This window comes from Pseudomonas fluorescens (genome assembly GCF_000968015.1).
Classification (GTDB): Bacteria; Pseudomonadota; Gammaproteobacteria; order Pseudomonadales; family Pseudomonadaceae; genus Aquipseudomonas; species Aquipseudomonas fluorescens_W.
In genome coordinates this window covers 155,166-176,310 of record NZ_LACH01000017.1, presented here as the reverse complement: position 1 = coordinate 176,310, position 21,145 = coordinate 155,166, and the positions used below count along the sequence as shown (strand labels likewise).

Annotated in this window: 17 protein-coding genes; 11 read left to right on the top strand and 6 right to left on the bottom strand. The window is 58.7% G+C overall.

The window, feature by feature from the left end; all coding sequences use genetic code 11:
- Positions 1-73: 73 nt before the first annotated feature.
- Positions 74-1,156, top strand: a complete 1,083-nt coding sequence (gene gcvT, locus VD17_RS10470; protein ID WP_046053770.1) for a glycine cleavage system aminomethyltransferase GcvT — start codon at positions 74-76, stop codon at positions 1,154-1,156.
- 50 nt (positions 1,157-1,206) lie between these two features.
- A complete protein-coding gene (gene gcvH, locus VD17_RS10465; protein WP_033060614.1) occupies positions 1,207-1,590 on the top strand; it encodes a glycine cleavage system protein GcvH in 384 nt (127 codons plus the stop codon).
- Between the two features lie 103 nt (positions 1,591-1,693).
- Here the strand turns inward: gcvH and VD17_RS10460 are convergent, their stop codons facing one another.
- A complete protein-coding gene (locus tag VD17_RS10460; RefSeq protein WP_046053769.1) occupies positions 1,694-2,833 on the bottom strand; it encodes a DegT/DnrJ/EryC1/StrS family aminotransferase in 1,140 nt (379 codons plus the stop codon).
- A 154-nt stretch (positions 2,834-2,987) separates the two neighbouring features.
- Here VD17_RS10460 and gcvP point away from each other — a divergent pair, with 154 nt between their 5' ends.
- Positions 2,988-5,861 carry an aminomethyl-transferring glycine dehydrogenase gene (gcvP, locus tag VD17_RS10455; RefSeq protein ID WP_046053768.1) on the top strand — a complete coding sequence of 958 codons (2,874 nt, stop codon included), beginning with the start codon at positions 2,988-2,990 and terminating at the stop codon, positions 5,859-5,861.
- Between the two features lie 178 nt (positions 5,862-6,039).
- On the opposite strand, the gene VD17_RS10450 is transcribed toward gcvP, so the two are convergent.
- The 3 genes from VD17_RS10450 to VD17_RS10440 all read right to left on the bottom strand — a co-directional run bounded on the left by VD17_RS10450 (position 6,040) and on the right by VD17_RS10440 (position 8,644).
- Positions 6,040-6,357, bottom strand: coding sequence for a DUF2388 domain-containing protein (locus tag VD17_RS10450; RefSeq protein ID WP_010466645.1), 318 nt, complete (start codon positions 6,355-6,357; stop codon positions 6,040-6,042).
- A gap of 73 nt (positions 6,358-6,430) precedes the next feature.
- Positions 6,431-8,215: a GspE/PulE family protein gene (locus VD17_RS10445; protein WP_046053767.1), complete on the bottom strand. Its 1,785-nt coding sequence runs from the start codon at positions 8,213-8,215 to the stop codon at positions 6,431-6,433.
- Positions 8,216-8,305: 90 nt separating this feature from the next.
- Complete coding sequence (locus tag VD17_RS10440) at positions 8,306-8,644, bottom strand: hypothetical protein (protein WP_046053766.1); 339 nt, start codon at positions 8,642-8,644, stop codon at positions 8,306-8,308.
- 126 nt (positions 8,645-8,770) lie between these two features.
- Between VD17_RS10440 and VD17_RS10435 the strand changes: the two genes are divergently transcribed.
- Positions 8,771-9,235 carry an Lrp/AsnC family transcriptional regulator gene (locus VD17_RS10435; RefSeq protein WP_046053765.1) on the top strand — a complete coding sequence of 155 codons (465 nt, stop codon included), beginning with the start codon at positions 8,771-8,773 and terminating at the stop codon, positions 9,233-9,235.
- Between the two features lie 128 nt (positions 9,236-9,363).
- Here VD17_RS10435 and VD17_RS10430 read toward each other — a convergent pair whose 3' ends face one another.
- The gene (locus VD17_RS10430) at positions 9,364-10,731 is read right to left on the bottom strand and encodes a CYTH domain-containing protein (RefSeq protein ID WP_046053764.1); all 1,368 of its coding nucleotides are present in this window, start codon (positions 10,729-10,731) and stop codon (positions 9,364-9,366) included.
- A 157-nt stretch (positions 10,732-10,888) separates the two neighbouring features.
- Here VD17_RS10430 and argE point away from each other — a divergent pair, with 157 nt between their 5' ends.
- Both argE and argA read left to right on the top strand, forming a co-directional pair.
- Positions 10,889-12,058: an acetylornithine deacetylase gene (gene argE, locus VD17_RS10425; RefSeq protein ID WP_046053763.1), complete on the top strand. Its 1,170-nt coding sequence runs from the start codon at positions 10,889-10,891 to the stop codon at positions 12,056-12,058.
- A gap of 265 nt (positions 12,059-12,323) precedes the next feature.
- A complete protein-coding gene (gene argA / locus VD17_RS10420) occupies positions 12,324-13,622 on the top strand; it encodes an amino-acid N-acetyltransferase (RefSeq protein WP_008026003.1) in 1,299 nt (432 codons plus the stop codon).
- A 131-nt stretch (positions 13,623-13,753) separates the two neighbouring features.
- Here the strand turns inward: argA and tauA are convergent, their stop codons facing one another.
- Complete coding sequence (gene tauA, locus VD17_RS10415) at positions 13,754-14,743, bottom strand: taurine ABC transporter substrate-binding protein (protein ID WP_046053762.1); 990 nt, start codon at positions 14,741-14,743, stop codon at positions 13,754-13,756.
- A 350-nt stretch (positions 14,744-15,093) separates the two neighbouring features.
- Between tauA and VD17_RS10410 the strand changes: the two genes are divergently transcribed.
- From VD17_RS10410 to VD17_RS10390, 5 genes are all read left to right on the top strand, one after another.
- A complete protein-coding gene (locus tag VD17_RS10410; protein ID WP_046053761.1) occupies positions 15,094-16,428 on the top strand; it encodes an OprD family porin in 1,335 nt (444 codons plus the stop codon).
- Between the two features lie 350 nt (positions 16,429-16,778).
- On the top strand, positions 16,779-18,161 hold the full coding sequence (locus VD17_RS10405) for an OprD family porin (RefSeq protein ID WP_046053760.1): 1,383 nt from the start codon (positions 16,779-16,781) through the stop codon (positions 18,159-18,161).
- 384 nt (positions 18,162-18,545) lie between these two features.
- Entirely contained in the window at positions 18,546-19,184 is a 639-nt protein-coding gene (locus VD17_RS10400) for a peroxiredoxin (RefSeq protein WP_046053759.1), read from the top strand.
- A 283-nt stretch (positions 19,185-19,467) separates the two neighbouring features.
- Positions 19,468-20,061 carry an NADPH-dependent FMN reductase gene (gene ssuE / locus VD17_RS10395; protein ID WP_046053758.1) on the top strand — a complete coding sequence of 198 codons (594 nt, stop codon included), beginning with the start codon at positions 19,468-19,470 and terminating at the stop codon, positions 20,059-20,061.
- 101 nt (positions 20,062-20,162) lie between these two features.
- Positions 20,163-21,128: a sulfonate ABC transporter substrate-binding protein gene (locus tag VD17_RS10390; RefSeq protein ID WP_046053757.1), complete on the top strand. Its 966-nt coding sequence runs from the start codon at positions 20,163-20,165 to the stop codon at positions 21,126-21,128.
- Positions 21,129-21,145 lie beyond the last annotated feature (17 nt).

Genomic DNA, 21,145 nt, shown 5'->3' with positions numbered 1-21,145 from the left:
AGCCTTCTATTTCAAGGCTTTCACCCTGTGCAGCACCGACCCGCACCTTCGCCACGCCCGGAAGGAGAAACCCATGGGACAGCGCACGCCTCTGTATGACCTTCATCTCGCCCTCGGCGCGAAGATGGTCGATTTTGGCGGTTGGGATATGCCTTTGCATTACGGCTCGCAGGTCGAGGAGCACCATCAGGTGCGCCGCGATTGCGGGGTTTTCGATGTATCCCACATGACCGTGATCGATGTCAGCGGCCCTCAGGCCAAGGCCTGGCTCCAGCATTTGCTGGCCAATGACGTCGAACGTCTGCACAGCCCTGGCCGTGCCTTGTACAGCACCATGCTCAACGAGCGCGGCGGCATCGTCGACGACATGATCGTCTACCGTCTCGAGGACGGTTATCGTTTGGTGGTCAACGCCTCCACCCGTAATCAGGACCTCGCCTGGATGCAGGCTCACCTCGATGGTTTCGATGTGCAGCTCAACGAGCGCTCCGAGTTGGCGATGCTGGCCATTCAAGGCCCTCAGGCCCGGCACAAAATCTCCGAACTGGTGACCCAGTCCCGCGGCAACCTGATTCAGATGCTCAAGCCCTTCGAAGGTCAGGCTGATGGTGACTGGTTCATCGCGCGTACGGGTTACACCGGCGAAGATGGCCTGGAAATCGTTCTGCCGGCCAATCAGGCGCCGGGATTCTTCAACGATCTGGTGGGTGCGGGCATCTCGCCGATCGGCCTCGGGGCGCGCGATACTCTGCGGGTCGAGGCCGGCATGAACCTCTACGGTCAGGACATTCATCAAGACGTTTCACCACTGGCCTCCAACATGGCCTGGAGCATTGCGTGGGAACCGGCCACTCGCCAGTTCATCGGTCGCAGCGCTCTTGAAGCCGAACAGGCGGGTGGCGTGCAGCACAAACTGGTCGGTCTGGTCCTTGAGGAGCGTGGGGTTTTGCGCGCTCATCAAGTAGTCCGCATCGCCAATGTTGGCGAAGGGGAGATCACCAGTGGTAGTTTCTCTCCTACGCTTAGCAAGTCGATAGCACTGGCGCGCGTGCCGATGGCGACAGCCGACCGCGCAGAAGTGGAAATCCGTGGCAAGTGGTACCCGGTCCGAGTGGTCAAACCGACCTTCGTACGCCATGGCAAAACCTTGATCTAACCTTTTCTGGCGGGCAACGACCGCTGACAATTCTCTTGAGGACACAGAACATGAGCGATATTCCTGCCGACCTGCGTTTTGCCGAAAGTCACGAGTGGGCCCGTCTCGAAGCCGATGGCACCGTCACCGTGGGCATCAGCGATCACGCTCAGGAAGCCTTGGGCGACGTGGTGTTCGTTGAGCTGACCGAAGTCGGAACAGTCTTTGCTGCCGGTGATCAATCCGGTGTGGTGGAGTCGGTTAAAGCCGCTTCGGACATCTACTCCCCGGTTGCCGGTGAAGTGATTGCCATCAACGAAGAACTGAGCGCTAACCCTGAGTTGCTCAACTCCGACCCGTACGGTGCCTGGATCTTCAAGCTCAAGCCAAGCAACGCTGGCGATCTGGACAAGCTGCTCGACGCGGCAGGCTACAAAGCCGCTATCGGCGAATAATCTTCGCCCCGTAGGAGCTGCCGCAGGCTGCGATCTTTTGATCTTGTTTTTTAAAATCAAAATCAAAAGATCGCAGCCTGCGGCAGCTCCTACAAAGGCCGAATCAAGGCCGCAAGACGGACTTCACCGCTGCCACCGACCGCTCGACATCCGCTTTGCTCATGGCGGTAAACATCGGCAGCGAAACAATCAGGCGACCGACCCGTTCGGCCACCGGGAACATGCCCTCCTTGAACCCGCGCTCTCGGTAAAGGCTCAGCAGGTGAATCGGCGGATAGTGATAGCCGATGCCGATACCCAATGCCTGCATCTGCTCCATGAAGGTAGCCCGCGCCGGTTGGCCATCCTTACGCTCTGGCAGCACCAGCTGAAACAAATGCCAGTTGCTGTTCTCGAAATCCGCCGGGGGCAGTTGAGCCCCATACAACGCTTCGAAATCCTCGCCAAAACAAGCGAAATAGTGCCCGGCCAGTTCACGGCGATGAGCAGTGATTGCTTCGATGTGAGCAAATTGCCCAAGGCCGATGGCCGCCGCAACATCGGTCATGTTGAACTTGCCGCCCAGTACATCAACGTCCAGTCCATCGAAGCCGCTACGGGTGACGCCCTGTAAACGGTACTTTTGCGCCAGTCGCACTTCCTCGGCATTGTTCAATACAAGGCAACCGCCCTCTGACGAGGTGACGTTTTTGTTCGCCTGGAAACTGAAGGACACGAAATCGCCGGTCGAGCCAATGCGCTGGCCGTTCCAGCTCGAACCCAAGGCTTGCGCGGCGTCTTCGACAATCCGCAACCCGTGTTTTTTGGCGATTGCATACAACCGGCTCATGTCCACCGGCAAACCGGCGAGGTACACCGGAATGATCGCTTTGGTGCGCGGGGTGATTGCGGCTTCCAGCTGATCCAGGTCGATGTTGCGGGTAATCGGGTCGATGTCGGCAAACACCGGCGTGGCGCCGACTTCCAGAATGACGTTGGCGGTGGCCACCCAGGAAATCGGCGTGGTGATCACTTCATCGCCCGGTCCGACCCCGGCAATGCGCAGGGCGATTTCCATGGTGCAGGTGCCGGAATTGAACGTGAGTACCGGGCGCCCGCCGAAAAACTCCGAGAGTTGTTGTTCAAAGGCCTGGACCTTGGGGCCGCTGGTAATCCAGCCCGAGCGCAATACGTCGCCAACCGCGGCAATCGTCGCTTCGTCGATGGTGGGTTTGGAGAAAGGCAGGAAAGGTAGTTGATTCATGAGTTCAGAAACCCGATCAGCAGTAATTAGGTGTGCGCCGAGCATGATGATCTGGATTGGTCGACGGCGCCACGCCATCCGCTCGGGTATCGACTGCTATGCTGGTTTGACCGTGTTGCATCGACGTTGAGCGCCAGTCAAGAGAGAGCCCGTCATGTCCCAGTTGCCGTCCTTGAGCCAGTTACGCGACCCCAATGCCTTCCTTCGCCGCCACCTCGGGCCCGATGCCGCCGAGCAACAGGCGATGCTCGACAGCCTCGGCCTCGGCAGCCGGGTCGAGTTGATCGAGCAGACGGTGCCGCCGGGAATCCGCCTGAACAGGCCGCTCGACCTGCCACCCGCGCTCGACGAAGAAGCCGCGCTGGCCAAACTGCGCGGTTACGCCGAGCAAAACCAGGTCTGGACCAGCCTGATCGGCATGGGCTACCACGGCACCCTAACGCCGACCGTCATAGTGCGTAACGTGCTGGAAAATCCCGGTTGGTACACCGCGTACACGCCGTATCAGCCAGAGATCGCCCAAGGGCGACTCGAAGCGCTGCTGAACTTCCAGCAATTGACCATCGACCTCACAGGCCTGGAACTGGCCAACGCCTCGCTGCTGGACGAAGCCACGGCGGCGGCGGAAGCCATGGCACTGGCCAAGCGGGTCGCCAAGTCCAGGAGCAATCTGTTTTTCGTCGACGAAAACTGTCATCCGCAGACCATTTCCGTGGTGCAGACCCGGGCAGAAGGGTTCGGCTTCGAGCTGATCATCGACACTGTGGATAACTTGAAACAGCACCAGGTGTTCGGCGCGCTCCTGCAATATCCCGATACCCACGGCGAAATCCACGATCTTCGTCCCTTGATCGATCATCTGCATGCGCAGCAAGCCTTGGCGTGTGTCGCCACCGACCTGCTGAGTCTGCTGTTACTGACACCGCCGGGGGAGTTGGGCGCCGACGTGGTGTTCGGTTCATCCCAGCGTTTCGGCGTGCCCATGGGTTACGGCGGCCCTCATGCGGCGTTTTTTGCCAGTCGCGATGAGTACAAACGGGCGATTCCCGGGCGGATCATCGGCGTGTCGAAGGACGCTCGTGGCAACGTCGCTTTGCGCATGGCCCTGCAAACCCGCGAGCAACATATTCGCCGGGAGAAAGCTAACTCGAACATTTGCACCGCTCAGGTGCTGCTGGCCAACATTGCCAGTTTCTATGCGGTCTACCACGGTCCGGAAGGGCTCAAACGCATTGCCCAACGGGTCCATCGGCTGACCAGCATCCTCGCCGCCGGCCTGGAGCGTCACGGCATCACCCGCCTTAATAAACACTTTTTCGACACGCTGACGCTGGAGGTCGGTGGTACTCAGACAGCAATCATCGAAAGTGCTCAGGCCGCACAGATCAACCTGCGCATTCTCGGGCGCGGGCTGTTGGGGTTGAGCCTCGACGAAACCTCTGACGAATCCACCGTCGCGAAGTTGTTTAATGTGTTCCTCGGGTCCGATCACGGGCTTAACGTCGATGACCTCGACGCTGAAACCCTTGCTTCCGGTATTCCCGCAGGTCTGCTGCGTACCTCGCCTTACCTGCGTCACCCGGTGTTCAGCGCCCATCACAGCGAAACCGAGATGCTGCGCTACCTCAAGCAACTGGAAAACAAGGACCTGGCGCTCAATCAATCGATGATCCCGCTGGGCTCCTGCACCATGAAACTCAATGCCACCAGCGAGATGATCCCCATCACGTGGCCGCAGTTCGCCAACCTGCACCCGTTCGTGCCGAAAGAGCAGGCGGTGGGTTATTCGCTGATGATCGAAGAACTGGAGCGCTGGCTCTGCGCGATTACCGGTTTCGACGCGATCTGCATGCAACCCAACTCTGGCGCCCAAGGCGAGTACGCGGGGTTGCTGGCGATCCGCAAGTATCACGAGAGTCGTCATGAGGGCGCGCGGGATATCTGCCTGATCCCGTCCTCGGCCCACGGCACCAACCCGGCGTCGGCGCAGATGGCCGGCATGCGGGTGGTGATCGTCGAGTGCGACGAGGCGGGCAACGTTGATCTGGATGACCTCAAAGGCAAAGCCGCAGAGGCCGGTGACAAACTCGCCTGCCTGATGGCGACGTATCCTTCGACCCACGGCGTATACGAGGAAGGCATCAGCGAAATCTGCGAAGTTATCCACAGCCACGGCGGCCAGGTGTACATGGATGGCGCCAACCTCAACGCTCAGGTCGGACTGGCGCGCCCGGCGGACATTGGTGCCGACGTGTCCCACATGAACCTGCACAAGACTTTCTGCATTCCACATGGTGGCGGCGGGCCGGGTATGGGGCCGATTGGTGTGCGGGCGCATCTGGCACCGTTCGTGGCCAACCATCCGGTGGTGCCGATCGACGGACCGCTAGCGCAGAACGGCGCAGTCAGCGCGGCGCCTTGGGGCAGTGCGAGCATTTTGCCGATCAGCTGGATGTACATTGCGATGATGGGGCCACAATTGGCGGATGCCAGTGAAGTGGCGATCCTCGCCGCAAATTACCTGGCGCAGCACTTGTCCGGGGCGTTTCCGGTGCTTTACACCGGGCGCAACGAGCGGGTGGCGCACGAATGCATTCTTGATCTGCGGCCACTCAAGGTGCTGACCGGGATCAGCGAGGAGGACGTCGCCAAGCGGCTGATGGACTATGGCTTCCATGCGCCGACCATGTCGTTTCCGGTGCCGGGGACGTTGATGGTTGAACCCACCGAAAGTGAATCGAAGGCAGAACTGGACCGGTTTATCGGGGCGATGCTGAGTATCCGCGCGGAAATCACCGAGGTGCAAAACGGCAACTGGCCGGCCGATGACAACCCGCTGAAACGTTCACCGCATACCCTGGCGGATATCACCGGAGTTTGGGAGCGGTCCTACAGCATCGAGCAGGCAGTGACGCCGGATGCTCACACCAAGGCGCATAAGTACTGGCCGGTGGTGAACCGGGTCGATAACGTTTACGGCGACCGCAATCTGTTCTGTGCGTGTGTCCCGGTAGATGATTACCGCTAACCTCACGGGAGATACAAATCCCATGTGGGAGCGAGCTTGCTCGCGATAGCGGTGGATCAGTCGAAATCATCCATGACTGTCACACCGCTATCGCGAGCAAGCTCGCTCCCACAGGGGGGTTGTGTTGGGCATAAAAAATGCCGCTCCTGGGAGCGGCATTTTTGTTCAGATGAAAAGCTTACTCGGAGGCGACAGCATTCTTCGCCAGGATCGCGTTCGCCAGCTCCATGTCCGTGGCCTGCAGGCCAGGGTTGTCGGCGCGGACTTTCTGCATCGCGGCCTCCAGGTATGGACCGCGAATGCCGCCGTCACTGGCGACAAAGCTGCCAGCATCGTCCTGAGCCGCAACGATCAGCTTGTGATCCTTGAAGGTCAGGTAGGTCGAACCGGTGGTCGCACCGGACGAGATGACGTTACGCCAAAAGCTATCGGCCATCGCCGAACCGACAGGAAGGGACAACAAGGCGATGGTAGCGACAGCAAGTTTGAGACGCATATTGGGTGACTCCACTGGGTTAACTACGGCGTTGGATTGCCAATCCCCCAATCGAGTTCCATAACGGCCGCGCCTACTTTTGTTCGCTCTGCGGCGTCACCCGCAGCACCTCCTCAATCGTGGTCAAACCCGCTGCGACTTTTTGCGCCCCCGACAACCGCAAACTGCGCATGCCTTCCTTGAAGGCCTGACGCCGCACCGCCAGCAAATCGGTGTCGGGGTTGATCAGCGCTTTGACGCCGTCCGTCAGCTGCATGATTTCGTAGACCCCGGCACGACCGCGGTAACCGGTATCGCGGCATTCCAGGCAACCGATGGCGCGATGTGCGTTGTGCGGCAACGGTGCCTGCCAGGGTCGGGTCAAGGTTTGCCAGTCTTCTTCACCGAGCGTCAGCGGTGCCTTGCAATGCGGGCACAAGGTGCGGACCAGGCGCTGGGCCATGACGCCGAGCACCGTGGCTTTGATCAGGTAATGCGGCACGCCCAGCTCCAGCAAGCGGCTGATCGCGCTCGGCGCATCGTTGGTGTGCAGCGTCGACAGCACCAAGTGGCCCGTGAGCGCAGCCTGGATTGCCATTTCAGCGGTTTCCAGATCACGGATCTCACCGATCATGATGATGTCCGGATCCTGCCGCATCAGTGCGCGCACACCGGCGGCGAAGGTCAGGTCGATGTTGTGCTGGACTTGCATCTGATTGAACGCCGGCTCGACCATTTCGATCGGGTCTTCGATGGTGCAGAGGTTGACCTCCGGCGTCGCCAGTTTCTTTAGGGTGGTGTACAGCGTGGTGGTCTTGCCGGAACCGGTCGGGCCGGTGACCAGGATGATGCCGTTGGGCTGGCTCGTCATGTCTTGCCAGCGGCGCAAGTCGTCGGCGGAGAAGCCTAGCTGATCAAAGTTCTTGAGCAGTACCTCCGGGTCAAAGATCCGCATGACCATTTTTTCGCCAAATGCGGTCGGCAATGTCGACAGCCGCAACTCGACTTCGCCACCGTCCGGGGTTTTGGTCTTGACCCGGCCGTCCTGGGGTTTGCGCTTTTCCGCGACGTTCATCCGCCCAAGGCTTTTCAGGCGGCTGACGATCGCCATGGTCACTTGCGGCGGAAATTGATAGACGTTGTGCAGCACGCCGTCGATGCGAAAGCGCACCGTGCCTTGTTCGCGTCGGGGTTCGATGTGGATATCGCTGGCGCGTTGCTGGAACGCGTACTGGAACAACCAGTCGACGATGTTGACGATGTGCGCGTCATTGGCGTCCGGTTCCTGGTCGCTGGCGCCGAGGTTAAGCAGCTGCTCGAAGTTGCCCAGGGTGTTCATCTGCTGATCGGCGTTGGTTGCGCCGCTGACCGATTTGGCCAGGCGGAAGAACTCCACGCTGAAGCGCTGGATGTCGACCGGGTTGGCGACCACACGCTTGATCGGCAGTTTCAGCACATGGGTCAGGTCGGCTTCCCAGCCGGTGACGTAGGGCTGGGCGCTGGCCACGGTGACTGCCTCGCGGTCGATAGACACCGCAAGTATCTTGTGACGCTGGGCGAAGGCGTAGGACATCAGCGGCGTAATCGCGGCGACGTTGATTTTCAGCGGGTCGATACGCAGATAAGGCTGACCGGCCTGCTGCGACAACCAAAGCGTCAGGCTTTCCAGGTCGAGGTGTTTGCCGGGACGGCTGAGATCGTCCAGGAGTTGGCTGGCGATGAATTCCAGCGGGTGCATCTGGCCATTGGTGGCGTGACGGCGTCGAGCATTGAGCGCGTTTTCGGCCGAGTCCTGACTGATAAAGCCTTGGGCGACCAGTTCACGCAGCAAATCATTGAGATCCAGCCAGCGGTCCTGAATGGCGAGTTGAACGGACATGCGGGCTCCTCATGAACAACAGTTCGCAAAGGATAGTCGCGGACCCGTAGACCGTTGGGCCACTACTCGACAAAGCCGTATCGAGTTTTTTCAGCCCGCCGCCTGAGCCGGTTCATCCCACGCGCAATCAACCGCTCGCAGCTCAACCGAACAGACGCTGATCAGGTTACGTAATTTTTCTGCGATCACCTGGGCGCGGTGCCAGCTCAGGCCGTCTATCACGATGTCGATCGACAGCAGATCGTCCATCCGCTGCACGTTGATCTGTTGCGGCGTCAGAAACTGCAAAGCGAACAGGTTGAGCGCCCGGCACAGCAGATCCGGTTCGGCCTCGGCCAGCATTTGATAGTGAACGCAGCAGTGGGCGTTGCTGACGTTCCAGACATCGGCGCGGGTGTGCGGGGTGTTCACGGCTTCTAGATGCGGCATGGTCGGTCTCCAAAATCACTGGAGGAATTTTTACATTCGGTGCGGGGCATTTCTTATCTATGATTGGGCTTATTGGCGATTATTTGAATTGCTTGATTCGGTAAGTTATCAATCAAAGGTTTTTTTATGCATAGCGAGCTGGATGGCTACGACCGCAAGATTCTCGCGTTGCTGCAAGAGGACGCTTCGCTCTCCAGCGCGCAGATCGCCGAGCAGGTGGGGCTGTCGCAATCGCCGTGCTGGCGACGGATACAGCGGATGAAGGAGGAGGGGATCATTCGCGGGCAGGTGGCCTTGCTCGACCGGAAGAAAATCGGGCTTAACACGCAGATCTTCGCCGAAATCAAACTCAACGCCCACGGGCGTTCGAACTTCACCGAATTCACCGAGGCGATTCGCGGCTTTCCCGAAGTGCTGGAGTGTTATGTGCTGATGGGGTCGGTGGATTTCTTGCTGCGGATTGTGACGGCGGACATCGAGGCGTATGAACGGTTTTTCTTCGAGAAGCTGTCGATGGTGCCGGGGATTCAGGAGGTGAACTCGATCGTGGCGTTGTCGGAGATCAAATCCACGACGAGTTTGCCGGTCTGAGGTTTTGCGGTGAATGGGCTGGCCTCATCGCGAGCAAGCTCGCTCCCACATTAGACCGAGTCCATTCAGACAACTCGGTCAACTGTGGGAGCGAGCTTGCTCCGGGCGGCGTTCCGACGATGGCGATATCAAATACGCAGCAGCATTTTCCACGCACGATTCTGATACACCGCAATCGCCTGCTGCTTGCGCGCATCCAGCGATTCATCGGTGATCGGCTCGTTAGCAAGCAGAGCAAGCTGTTTCAGCTCACCGTACAAGCGATCCATTTCCGGAACCTCCAGCACACCACGGGCATGGTGCAGCCAAGCCTGGATGCGCTCGATGCGCGGCAGTTGCTCGGCCAGGTCTTCCGGCTGTTGCTGATAACGCTGCAGTTGCAGAGAGGTCGCTTCTTCACCCAGCAAACGCGGCAGCCAGCTACCCAATTGCGCAGCGCCCTGGCGATTGCCACGGACATTGCGGTCGGCAGCCCAGGTGCGGGCCAGCAGCCAGCGCGACGTGTTCAGCGAGAACAGGCCCCAACGCGGGTCTTCCAGTTCTTCGAGGAACTGCTCCGGCGCGGCTTTGCGCACGTCTTCGTCGTCGACACCGGCTTGCACCAGCGGACGCCAGTCTTCGAGCAAGGCATCCAGCGCGACGCGCAGATCGTGCGTCGACTGACGCGGCGCGGCTTGGCCCAGGCTGCTCAGCAGCGCGCGCAATTCAGCCAGGTTTTCGACCCAGTCCAGCAACAGGCGCCAGTGGCCGTTAAAGCGATACTGCTCGGCCAGACGCTGGCTGCTGCTCAGCAAGTGCCAGCTCAGTGCGGCGAATGCGTCGTCCAGCGGGGTTTCAGCGGTGATCTGCGGCGCCGGCAGGCTCAATGAGTAGCTGTTGGCGTCGTACAGGCGATAACCGCGCTCGGCCTTGCTGATGTCACATGGCATCAGGGCCAGGGTCGCGGCCAATTCGGCGGCCAGCTCCAGCAGTGCGGCCGGCTCGCCTTCGCGCAGTTCAAGTTCCAGCTCGCAGATTTCTTCTTTCTGCTTGCCCACGATCACGTGACCAAAATCCAATGCGGCTTCGATCACCACTTTGGTCTTGCCACGGCCCCAGGCGATTTCAGCGCGTTCGCGGACGAAATCGGTGGTGAAGATCGGCTTCAGGGTTTTCTTGTCCAGCTCGGCCAACTCTTCAGGCCAGCATTCGCCGTCGAGTTTCTTCACGTCGAGCTTGGCTTTGGGCAGGTTCCAGTCGTATTCGTTACGCTCGGACAAACCGGCAACGCTATGGCCGCGGGTCTTGAGGGTCTGAATCACTTCTTCGCCATCGCGGCGCAGGCGCAGGGCAACCTTGGCACGGGCCAGGTCGCGCTCAGGCGTGTCGAAGTACTGGTTCATCAACTCACGGCGTTCCCAGCCACTTTTGTTGCGTTTTTTCAGGAGCGGGTGCTCGCGCAGGGCAGCGAGAGTTTCTCGGCTGACGCGGAGTTTGATTTCGGTTTCTTTCTGCATGGCCGGAAAATCCAGGATCGGGAGCGCAGCCGGGGGAATGTGTGGCTGCCAAGGTCGTGCAGTGTACAGGACTCATCAGTCCTACGCGCCGCGACGGTTTATTCCTGTCGCCAGATGGCTCTATGATGGAGTTCAAATCGGGAGTTGGGAGTCAGCGATGCTTTTGCCATCCATGAAAGATCAGTTCGCTGCGCTGATCGCTGCGCCGTCCGTCAGCTGTACGCAGGCCAGCCTCGATCAAACCAACCGTCCGGTGATTGATTTGCTGGCGACGTGGCTCGGCGATCTGGGTTTTACCTGTGACATCCAGCAGGTCAGCCCCGGCAAATTCAATCTGCTGGCCAGTTTCGGTTCTGGCCCCGGTGGCCTGGTGCTGGCTGGTCACAGTGACACCGTGCCGTTCGATGGCGCGCTGTGGCAAACCGATCCGCTGAAGCTGACCGAAGTCGATGGCCGCTGGGTGGGGCTGGGCAGCTGCGACATGAAGGGCTTTTTCGCGCTGGCCATCGAAGCCGTCATACCGCTGCTCGATCAGCCGTTCAAGCAACCGCTGCTGATCCTCGCTACCTGCGATGAAGAAAGCTCGATGTCCGGCGCTCGCGCCCTGGCCGAAGCCGGGCGTCCGCTCGGTCGTGCGGCAGTGATTGGCGAGCCGACTGGGCTGAAGCCGATCCGCATGCACAAAGGCATCATGATGGAGCGCATCGACATCCTCGGTCAGAGCGGCCACTCCTCCGATCCGCGTCTCGGCCACAGCGCCCTCGAAGCCATGCACGATGCCATCGGTGAACTGCGTGGTTTGCGGTTGGCGTGGCAGCGTGAATTCCGTAATCCACAGTTCAGCGTGCCGACGCCGACCCTGAATTTCGGCTGCATCCATGGCGGCGATAACCCCAACCGCATTTGCGGCCAGTGTTCGCTGGAGTTTGATCTGCGCCCGTTACCGGGCATGGACCCTAATGCCCTGCGCGCAGAGATTCTGCAGAAGCTCAAGCCCATTGCCGAGTGGCATCAGGTGAAGATCGATTACGCGCCGCTGTTCCCCGAAGTGCCGCCGTTCGAGCAGGCCGAGGACGCCGAATTGGTCCGGGTCGCGGAAAAGCTCACCGGCCATCGTGCCGAAGCAGTGGCGTTCGGCACCGAAGCGCCTTATCTTCAGCGTCTTGGCTGCGAAACCCTGGTGCTCGGCCCTGGCGACATCGCCTGTGCGCACCAACCGGGGGAATACCTCGAAATGTCACGTTTGCAGCCTACGGTGCATCTATTACGTCAACTGATTGAACATTACTGCCTGACACCGGCCAAAACGGCGATGCCGGTCAATTGAGCAAGGTTCCTGTAGGAGTGAGCCTGCTCGCGATAGCGGTGTGTCAGACACTTCAGTATCGACTGACATTTCGCTATCGCGAGCAGGCTCACTCCTACAGGGGCTGTGTCATGGCTGACAAGACTTGTAAATTGCCAATGTCCCAACCCGTATTCATGAGGAGAGCGCGCGTGTCGCCAAGCCTGTTCCGACGATAACCATCAGCCCGCTGTGCGTTTTCTGTTTCGCCCATTTTTTGGCTGCTATTTATTACAGGCCCAGGTTCATGCCCGAATACGTTAATTGGCTTCGTCACGCTTCGCCTTACATCAACGCCCACCGCGATTGCACCTTCGTCGTCATGCTGCCCGGCGACGGCGTGGAGCACCCGAACTTCGGCAATATCGTCCATGACCTGGTGCTGTTGCACAGTCTGGGCGTGCGACTGGTGCTGGTGCACGGTTCCCGTCCGCAAATTGAAACCCGCCTGGCTGCACGCGGCCTGACCCCGCATTACCACCACGGGATGCGCATCACCGATGCCGCGACCCTTGAGTGTGTGATCGATGCGGTGGGTCAGCTGCGTATCGCCATCGAAGCGCGGCTGTCCATGGACATGGCGTCATCGCCGATGCAGGGCTCGCGTCTGCGGGTGGCCAGCGGCAACCTGGTGACCGCGCGGCCGATCGGCGTGCTGGAAGGCGTCGACTATCACCACACCGGCGAAGTGCGTCGGGTTGACCGCAAGGGCATCAATCGCCTGCTGGATGAACGCTCCATCGTGCTGTTGTCGCCACTGGGTTACTCGCCGACCGGTGAGATTTTCAACCTCGCCTGCGAAGACGTTGCCACTCGCGCCGCCATCGATCTGGGGGCGGACAAGCTGCTGTTGTTCGGCGCCGACCTGGGTCTGATCGATGAAAACGGTCGTCTGGTTCGTGAGTTGCGTCCGCAACAAGTGCCGGCGCATCTGCAGCGTCTGGGCAGCAACTATCAGGCTGAGCTGCTGGATGCGGCCGCTGAGGCCTGCCGCGGCGGCGTGGCTCGCAGTCATATCGTCAGCTACGCCGAAGACGGCGCGCTGCTGACCGAACTGTTCACCCGTGACGGTGGCGGTACGCTGGTGGCCCAGGAGCAATTCGAGGTTGTGCGCGAAGCGGCGATCGAAGACGTCGGTGGTTTGCTGGATTTGATCAGCCCACTGGAAGAGCAGGGCATTCTGGTGCGGCGTTCCCGCGAGGTGCTGGAGCGTGAGATCGAGCAGTTCAGTGTGGTCGAGCGCGAAGGCATGATCATCGCGTGTGCGGCGCTGTATCAGATTGCTGATTCGGACGCGGGGGAGTTGGCGTGTCTGGCGGTGAACCCGGAATACCGCCATGGCGGTCGTGGTGATGAACTGCTGGAGCGCATCGAAACCCGCGCCCGGGCGCAGGGGTTGAAAACCTTGTTCGTACTGACGACCCGGACCGCTCACTGGTTTCGCGAGCGTGGGTTTGTGCCGAGCAGCGTAGAGCGTCTGCCGTCGGCGCGGGCGTCGCTGTACAACTATCAGCGTAATTCGAAGATCTTCGAAAAAACCTTGTGACCGCAGGCTTTTGTGGCGAGGGGATTTAGCGAAACGTCGCACCGCCCCGTTGGACTGCGCAGCAGTCCCATCTTTTGGGGCCGCTTCGCAGCCCAACGGGGATAAATCCCCTCGCCACAGGGTTCGGCGTGTTACTCAGCCACAAACTTCGCACTGACATACGGCGAATAATCCGGTAGCACTGTCTCGACCTTCCCTTGTTCCTTCAAGAATTTCGCCGTCTCGCCAATCGCCTTGGCTGTGCCGCCGTCCAGCAGCGCGGTGGTCTGCTGGGCTTTAGCATCCGGGAACGTGGAACCGGCCAGCAACTCCGGCACATCGACGGCATTGGCACCGGTCAGTTTGGCGATTTTTTGCACAGGTACCGAGTCAGCAGTCCAGCTGTCTTTATGCGCGGCATAGTCGGCGAACGAGTCCAGCGTGACCTTGGCAAATTTGGCCACAACTTCTGGGTGCTTCTCGGCGTAATCCTTGCGCGCGACCCAGACCTCGAAGGTCGGTGCACCCCATTGGCCGACCTGTGCCGCGTCGGTCAAGGTCTTGCCGGTCTTGCGAATTTCCCCCAGAGCGGGTGACCAGACAAACGCCCCATCGATGTCACCACGCTTCCACGCCGCCGCGATTTCCGCCGGCTGCAAATTCACCACTTTGACTTTCGAGGCATCCAGGCCCCAGTGCTTCAGTGCACCCAGCAAACTGTAGTGGGAGGTTGAAACGAAGGGGGTGGCGATGGTCTTGCCGATCAGATCTTCCGGTCTATCGATGCCGCTGCCGTTACGCACCACGAGTGCTTCGGCGGCATTGATCTGGGCGGAAACAATGAACGCAACGATCGGCAGATTGCGCGAAGCAGCGGCTGCCAGCGGGCTTGAGCCGAGGTTGCCAATCTGCACGTCGCCGGAAGCAATGGCAGTAACCACTTCCGGGCCGCTATTGAAACGACGCCAGTCAATTTTCTGGCCTAGGGTTTTCTCGTACAGTCCGTCTGCCTGGGGCACTTTGCTGGGGTCGATGCCGGTTTGATAGCCGATCGTGAGGTTCGCCGCGTGTGTGCTAAAAGATATTATTAGCGATACACAAACTGTAACAATTGAACCGGATAGTGCGCGTTTGGTCGTCATGGCGCTGCCTTTCGATAGGGATTGATCGTGAATTGCATCAAAGCTAATCGATCTAAAAAAAGGCTAACAAATACCATTTAGGAATTAGCTTATGAGCCGGTACCCGTGTCTCGGCCCAAGGGGTAATGCGGAGCTAAATTCCTAAACGGTATGAAAAAGAATTGGGTGATTCTTTTTGGGTTTATGGCCCGACAAGGAAGGAATTTATTGGGGATTAGACTATGGTCGTAGACACACAAAGTTACGATTGACTTGTGAGTCACGGTCTGGCGCTAATCGCGCATCTTAGGATCCGAGGCAATTAACCCCGGACCAGGAACACAAGAATTAGAAACGAGAGGAGTGAAACAATGAACAAGTCGACCTTGGCCCTGGCCGTGGCTGTTGGGGTTTTGGCGCAGCAGGCAGGCGCCGCGGGTTTCCTGGAAGACAGCAAGGCTTCCGTCAGTTCTCGCACCATGTATTTCAACAACGATAACCGAGAAGGCGGCGCGGATCAGAGAGAGACCGCTGAAGGCCTGAAATTCGATTATCTGTCCGGTTTCACCCAAGGTACTGTCGGCTTCGGTATCGACGCCCAGGCCCTCGTGGGTATCCATCTGGACGGCGGCAAGGGTCACCACCCAGCCAACAACAACACATTCTTCCCAAGCGACACCGATGGTTCGGCCGTGGACGAGTGGAGCCGCGCGGCAGCCAACGTCAAGGCCCGCTTCTCGAAGACTGAAGCCCACCTGGGTGGCGCTCTGCAACCGAACATGCCGATCCTGGTAGCGAACGATAGTCGCCTGCTGCCACAGACCTTTGACGGTGGCACCATTACCTCGAAGGAAATCGACAACGTGACCCTCAACGCGGGTCAGTTGGAGCACTCGGCGGGTCGCGCCTCTTCAAACTCCACCGGCCTGGCCGTGGCTGGCGGTACTCAGGACAGCAATCAGTTCCGTTACGCCGGTGCTGACTGGAAGGTCACCAAAGACCTGACTCTGCAGTACTACCACTCGAATCTGAAGGATTACTACAAACAGGACTTCCTTGGCCTGATCCACGTTTTTCCGATCGACGCCAACCAGTCCTTCAAGACAGACCTGCGCTATTTTGACAGCAGCTCCATTGGCAAAAACGGCGACGCCGGCTACCGCTTCAACAACAACAACGGTTTTGCCAGGACCCCGGGCGAGGTCGATAACAAGACCTGGAGCGCCATGTTCACCTACACCCTGGGTGGCAACGCCTTCTTGCTCGGTCACCAGCGCGTCAGCGATGACGGCGGTTTCGTCTACCTGAACCAGGGCAACGTGGTTGATGGCAATGGTCGTCCGGAAGCGAACGGAGGCGCGAGCTTCTACCTGTTCACCGATGCCATGATTAACGGTTTTGTCCGTGCCGGTGAAAACACCACCTTCGGCCAGTACTCCTATGACTTCGCTGCGCTGGGTGTGCCGGGCCTGAAAACCTCGATTGCCTACCTGCACGGCGACGACATCAAAGCAACGAACGGCCGTGGCCCTGATTCGTCCGAGTGGGAACGCGACATGCGGATCGACTACACCATCCAGCAGGGCTCCCTCAAGGGTTTCGGCGTGACGTTGCGTAACGGCGTCTACCGTGGCAGTGAAGTCTCCAACAACCCCGATGTTGACCAGACCCGTCTGATCTTCAACTACACCTACAGCTTCTTGTAATAGCCGCCTGAAAAAGCCTCGCCCGCCGGCGAGTTTTTTTGTGTTTTTTCAATATTCCAATCAGAGCTTAGTTAGTAATTTTTTATTCTTTTTAGCTTTTAAGCCAAACGCCTAAAGTGGGTGGCTTACGAGCCGATACCTTGGGTCCCGACTCAGAGTAATAGCGCGAAGCTATATTTCTGGATGGCATGAAAAGTGATGAAATAATTCTTTTTGTGTTTATCATGCGGGCAAAAATCACAGGGGCAGGCCATCGCCGTAGTCACACGGTCTGGCACTCACCGAGCACTTCAGGATCCAGGGCATTCGACCCAGGACCTCAAAAATTAGAAACGATAGGAGCGAAACAAATGAACAAGTCCACCTTGGCCCTGGCTGTGGCCGTAGGGGTTTTGGCGCAGCAGGCAGGCGCCGCCGGTTTCATCGAAGACAGCAAAGCTACTTTGGGGCTGCGTAACTTCTACATTAACAACGATAACCGTGATTCCGACGCGGGTACCGCCAAGGTCAAGGCCAACGGCGTTCAAAACAAGAACGAAGAATGGGGCCAAGGCTTCGACCTGCGCTTCATCTCCGGCTACACCCAAGGCACTGTTGGCTTCGGTATTGATGCTATCGGCCTGCTGGGCGTGCGTCTGGATACGGGCGGCGGCACTAACGGCGCCACTTCGACTTCTTACGGCGGCACTGTTTTCCCAAGCAAGTCCAACGGCGAAGCGGTTGATAACTTCTCCAGCCTGGGCCTGACTGCCAAAGCCAAGATCTCCCAGACCGAACTGAAGTTGGGCACTCTGCAGCCAAAACTGCCGGTTATCGTGACCAACGATGGCCGTCTGCTGCCGCAAACCTTTCAAGGTGGTCAGATCACCTCGAATGAAATCAAAGACCTGACACTGGTCGGTGGTCAGATCGAGCACGCCAAGGGTCGTAACTCCAGCAACAACGAAGAGTTGTCGATTGCTGGTGCGAACTCTCCCACCGCTTCCGGCCGTGACAGCAACAAGTTCATCTACGGTGGTGGCGACTACAAGATCACCAAAGACCTGACTGCCCAGTACTACTACGGCAACCTGGAAGATTTCTACAAGCAGCACTTCCTGGGTCTGGTTCACAACTGGTCGATCGGTCCGGGCGTACTGAAGTCTGACTTCCGTTACTTCAACAGCCGTGACGATGGCGCCAATGGCCATGAGTCCGCCTATTTCACCACGGGTGATTACGGTACGGGCATCACCAAAGGCAAAGTCGACAACAACCTGTATAGCGGCCTGTTCCTGTACTCGGTTGCCGGTCACACCTTCGGTGGCGGTTACCAGGTCAGCAACGGTAACAGCGATTTCCCTTGGCTGAACCAGGGTGACGGCTCGTCGGCTTACCTCACTACCGACTCGCAGATTGCCAAGTTCGCTCGCGCCGGCGAACGTACCTGGCAAGCTCGCTACTCGTATGACTTCGCCAAGCTTGGCCTGCCAGGCGCAACTGCCGGCATCGTTTACCTGCGTGGCGATAACATCGACACCACCGGTAAAGTGGGGGCTGCTCAGACTAGCGTCAACGCAACCGGCCGTTCCGAATGGGAACGCGACCTGACCCTGGCGTACGTAGTCCAGGAAGGCGCACTGAAAAACCTGGGCTTCACGTGGAAAAACGCCATGTGGCGCAACGACATCCCGGGCCAACGCGATCAGGACGAAAACCGTCTGATCGTCAGCTACTCGATCCCGCTGCTGTAATAGCGTGTGGGAGCGAGCCTGCTCGCGAAAACGGTGTGTCATTCAGCAACTTTGTGACTGACACGGCACCTTCGCGAGCAGGCTCGCTCCCACAGTGGCTAATCGATGTATAAAAAAGCCCCGCCCGGCATCTCGCCGGGCGGGGCTTTTGCGTTTTCAAGTCAGGCTCACCCCCGTAAACCCTCCTCGAAGTTTCCCTCTTCGTGCAACAACTCAAGGCCTTCTCGAACCTTGTGAGCGATAGTCGTCCTGGCCGCTGCCGAGGTCCAGTGAACACATTTTTAATATTCATTTACGATCTAAACAAATCGATATTTATTCTTTTTAATGAATAAGAAATGCAGGCACAGTTGACCTCAACAAGCACTCACCAGGAGCAGCACCATGAGCCTCAGACTGGGCGATATTGCCCCCGACTTTGAACAGGATTCCAGCGCCGGCACCCTCCGTTTCCACGAATGGCTGGGCGATAGCTGGGGCGTGCTGTTTTCCCATCCGGCGGACTTCACCCCGGTGTGCACCACCGAGCTGGGCTTCACTGCCAAGCTCAAGGACGAGTTTGCGCAGCGCGGTGTGAAAGCCATTGCCCTGTCCGTGGACCCGGTGGACTCGCACCACAAATGGATCGAAGACATCAACGAAACCCAGAACACCCTCGTCAACTTCCCGATCCTTGCCGACGCCGACCGCAAGGTTTCGGACCTCTACGACCTGATTCACCCGAACGCCAACGACACCCTGACCGTGCGTTCACTGTTCGTGATCGACCCGAACAAAAAGGTTCGGCTGACCATCACCTACCCGGCGAGCACCGGCCGTAACTTCCATGAAATTCTGCGAGTGATCGACTCGCTGCAACTCACCGACAACTACAAGGTGGCCACCCCGGCCAACTGGCAGGACGGTGATGAAGTAGTGATCGTGCCGTCACTCAAGGACGAAGACGAAATCAACAAACGCTTTCCCAAGGGCTATCGCGCGGTGAAGCCGTACTTGCGTCTGACGCCACAGCCAAATCGTTAAAGATCAAAAGATCGCAGCCTGCGGCAGCTCCTACAGGTGTACGTCGGTCGATGTAGGAGCTGCCGAAGGCTGCGATCTTTTAGAGGCACCACAAAGCAGGGGATTTCAGGCCGTTTTTACGGCCTGTTTTTTTGCCCGGGAAAAGACATTTCACATAGATCTTTAAGGAATAACTAAATGAATGAATATGATTTATGGATATAACAATCGCCTGTTAAGGTCACCTCCATCAAAGCGAGATCGCAAGCCGCGAATCGCCAATATCGTTCAAGGAATCGTCTGAATGCTGGTTGTCTCACTCGGTGGCAGTCCCAGCCAACGTTCCCGTTCCGGGGTGCTGCTGGAGCGCTCGCAGCGCTGGTTGCAGGAGCAAGGTGTGGAAGTGGTGAGTTACCAGGTACGGGACTTCCCGGCCGAAGATTTGCTGCATGCACGCTTCGACAGCCCGAAGGTGATCGACCTGCTGCAACAGATTGAAAACGCTGATGGCCTGCTGATCGCCACACCGGTCTACAAAGCGTCGTTCTCCGGCGCATTGAAAACTGTATTGGACCTGCTGCCCGAACGTGCCCTGGCCCACAAAGTGGTGTTGCCAATGGCCACCGGCGGCAGCATCGCTCACATGTTGGCGGTGGATTACGCGCTCAAGCCGGTGCTGTCGGCGTTGAAAGCCCAGGAAATGCTCCACGGGATTTTCGCCGTGGACAGCCAGATCGCTTACGGCGAAGGCACTGTCCAGGCGCAGCTGGCACCGGAGCTGGAAGCAAGACTGAATGAATCACTGGAGCTGTTTTTCAGCGCCATGGCCCGACGGCCCAAGCCGATCGATCCGAACCTGTTGAATGAACGTTTGTTGAGTGCTCGCTGGAGCATTTAAGCCAGCACTTAAGCCACGCCTGAATTTGAAGTACTCACCTTACTCAGCCGCCAACGGCCAAGCAGGTGCAGCCAAAACCCAACAGCAAAAAGGAGAGCGCTATGCGCACTGTCATTTTGCGTCGTGGTCTGGTCGCTCTGTTTGCTGCGGCTGTAACCTTCGGCGCCATTACTCAAGCTCAAGCCGAGACTATTCGAATCGGTTATCAAAAGTACGGCACTTTGGTGCTGCTCAAAGCCAAAGGGACTTTGGAAAAACGCCTCGCTGCCCAAGGCGTGGACGTGCAATGGACTGAATTCCCCGGCGGCCCGCAACTGCTCGAAGGCCTGAACGTCGGCTCCATCGACTTCGGCGTTACGGGTGAAACTCCCCCCGTATTCGCTCAAGCAGCCGGCGCCGATCTGCTCTATGTCGCCTACGAACCGCCAGCACCGCACAGCGAAGCGATCCTGGTGCCGAAGGACTCGCCGATCAAATCGGTGCAGGACCTCAAGGGCAAGAAAGTCGTCCTGAACAAAGGCTCCAACGTTCACTACCTGCTGGTCCGCGCACTGGAAGACGCCGGCCTCAAATACACCGACATCCAGACCGTATTCCTGCCGCCGGCCGATGCCCGCGCTGCGTTCGAACGTGGCAGCGTCGATGCCTGGGTGATCTGGGACCCGTACCAGGCCGCCGCCGAACAACAGCTGCAAGCACGCACCCTGCGTGACGGCCAAGGCATCGTCGATAACCATCAGTTCTACCTCGCGACCAAGCCTTATGCGCAGAAAAATCCTGAGGTGATCAAGACCCTGGTGGAAGAAGTACGCGCGGTCGGCGACTGGGCCAAGGCCAACCCCGAAGACGTGACAAAACAGGTTTCGCCACTGCTCGGCCTGCCAGCGGACATCACCCTGACTTCGATGAAACGCCAGGGCTACGGCGCGGTGTTCCTCACGCCTGAAGTGGTCGCCGCGCAACAGAAAATCGCCGACAGCTTCTACCAGCTCAAGCTGATTCCAAAGCCGCTGAGCATCAAAGACGTGATCTGGACGCCTCCGGCGGCCGTTGCCAAAGCTCAGTAATTCGAATCCCTAAGGAG

Bases quoted from the DNA above. Each gene is read 5' to 3' on its own strand.
- VD17_RS10440 (WP_046053766.1), bottom strand. From the start codon at position 8,644: ATGCCGCATCTAGAAGCCGTGAACACCCCGCACACCCGCGCCGATGTC.
- VD17_RS10405 (WP_046053760.1), top strand. From the start codon at position 16,779: ATGAACAAGTCCACCTTGGCCCTGGCTGTGGCCGTAGGGGTTTTGGCG.
- gcvT (WP_046053770.1), top strand. From the start codon at position 74: ATGGGACAGCGCACGCCTCTGTATGACCTTCATCTCGCCCTCGGCGCG.
- argA (WP_008026003.1), top strand. From the start codon at position 12,324: ATGCCCGAATACGTTAATTGGCTTCGTCACGCTTCGCCTTACATCAAC.
- VD17_RS10435 (WP_046053765.1), top strand. From the start codon at position 8,771: ATGCATAGCGAGCTGGATGGCTACGACCGCAAGATTCTCGCGTTGCTG.
- tauA (WP_046053762.1), bottom strand. From the start codon at position 14,743: ATGACGACCAAACGCGCACTATCCGGTTCAATTGTTACAGTTTGTGTA.
- VD17_RS10460 (WP_046053769.1), bottom strand. From the start codon at position 2,833: ATGAATCAACTACCTTTCCTGCCTTTCTCCAAACCCACCATCGACGAA.
- VD17_RS10445 (WP_046053767.1), bottom strand. From the start codon at position 8,215: ATGTCCGTTCAACTCGCCATTCAGGACCGCTGGCTGGATCTCAATGAT.
- VD17_RS10400 (WP_046053759.1), top strand. From the start codon at position 18,546: ATGAGCCTCAGACTGGGCGATATTGCCCCCGACTTTGAACAGGATTCC.
- gcvH (WP_033060614.1), top strand. From the start codon at position 1,207: ATGAGCGATATTCCTGCCGACCTGCGTTTTGCCGAAAGTCACGAGTGG.
- ssuE (WP_046053758.1), top strand. From the start codon at position 19,468: ATGCTGGTTGTCTCACTCGGTGGCAGTCCCAGCCAACGTTCCCGTTCC.
- VD17_RS10430 (WP_046053764.1), bottom strand. From the start codon at position 10,731: ATGCAGAAAGAAACCGAAATCAAACTCCGCGTCAGCCGAGAAACTCTC.
- argE (WP_046053763.1), top strand. From the start codon at position 10,889: ATGCTTTTGCCATCCATGAAAGATCAGTTCGCTGCGCTGATCGCTGCG.
- VD17_RS10450 (WP_010466645.1), bottom strand. From the start codon at position 6,357: ATGCGTCTCAAACTTGCTGTCGCTACCATCGCCTTGTTGTCCCTTCCT.
- VD17_RS10410 (WP_046053761.1), top strand. From the start codon at position 15,094: ATGAACAAGTCGACCTTGGCCCTGGCCGTGGCTGTTGGGGTTTTGGCG.
- VD17_RS10390 (WP_046053757.1), top strand. From the start codon at position 20,163: ATGCGCACTGTCATTTTGCGTCGTGGTCTGGTCGCTCTGTTTGCTGCG.
- gcvP (WP_046053768.1), top strand. From the start codon at position 2,988: ATGTCCCAGTTGCCGTCCTTGAGCCAGTTACGCGACCCCAATGCCTTC.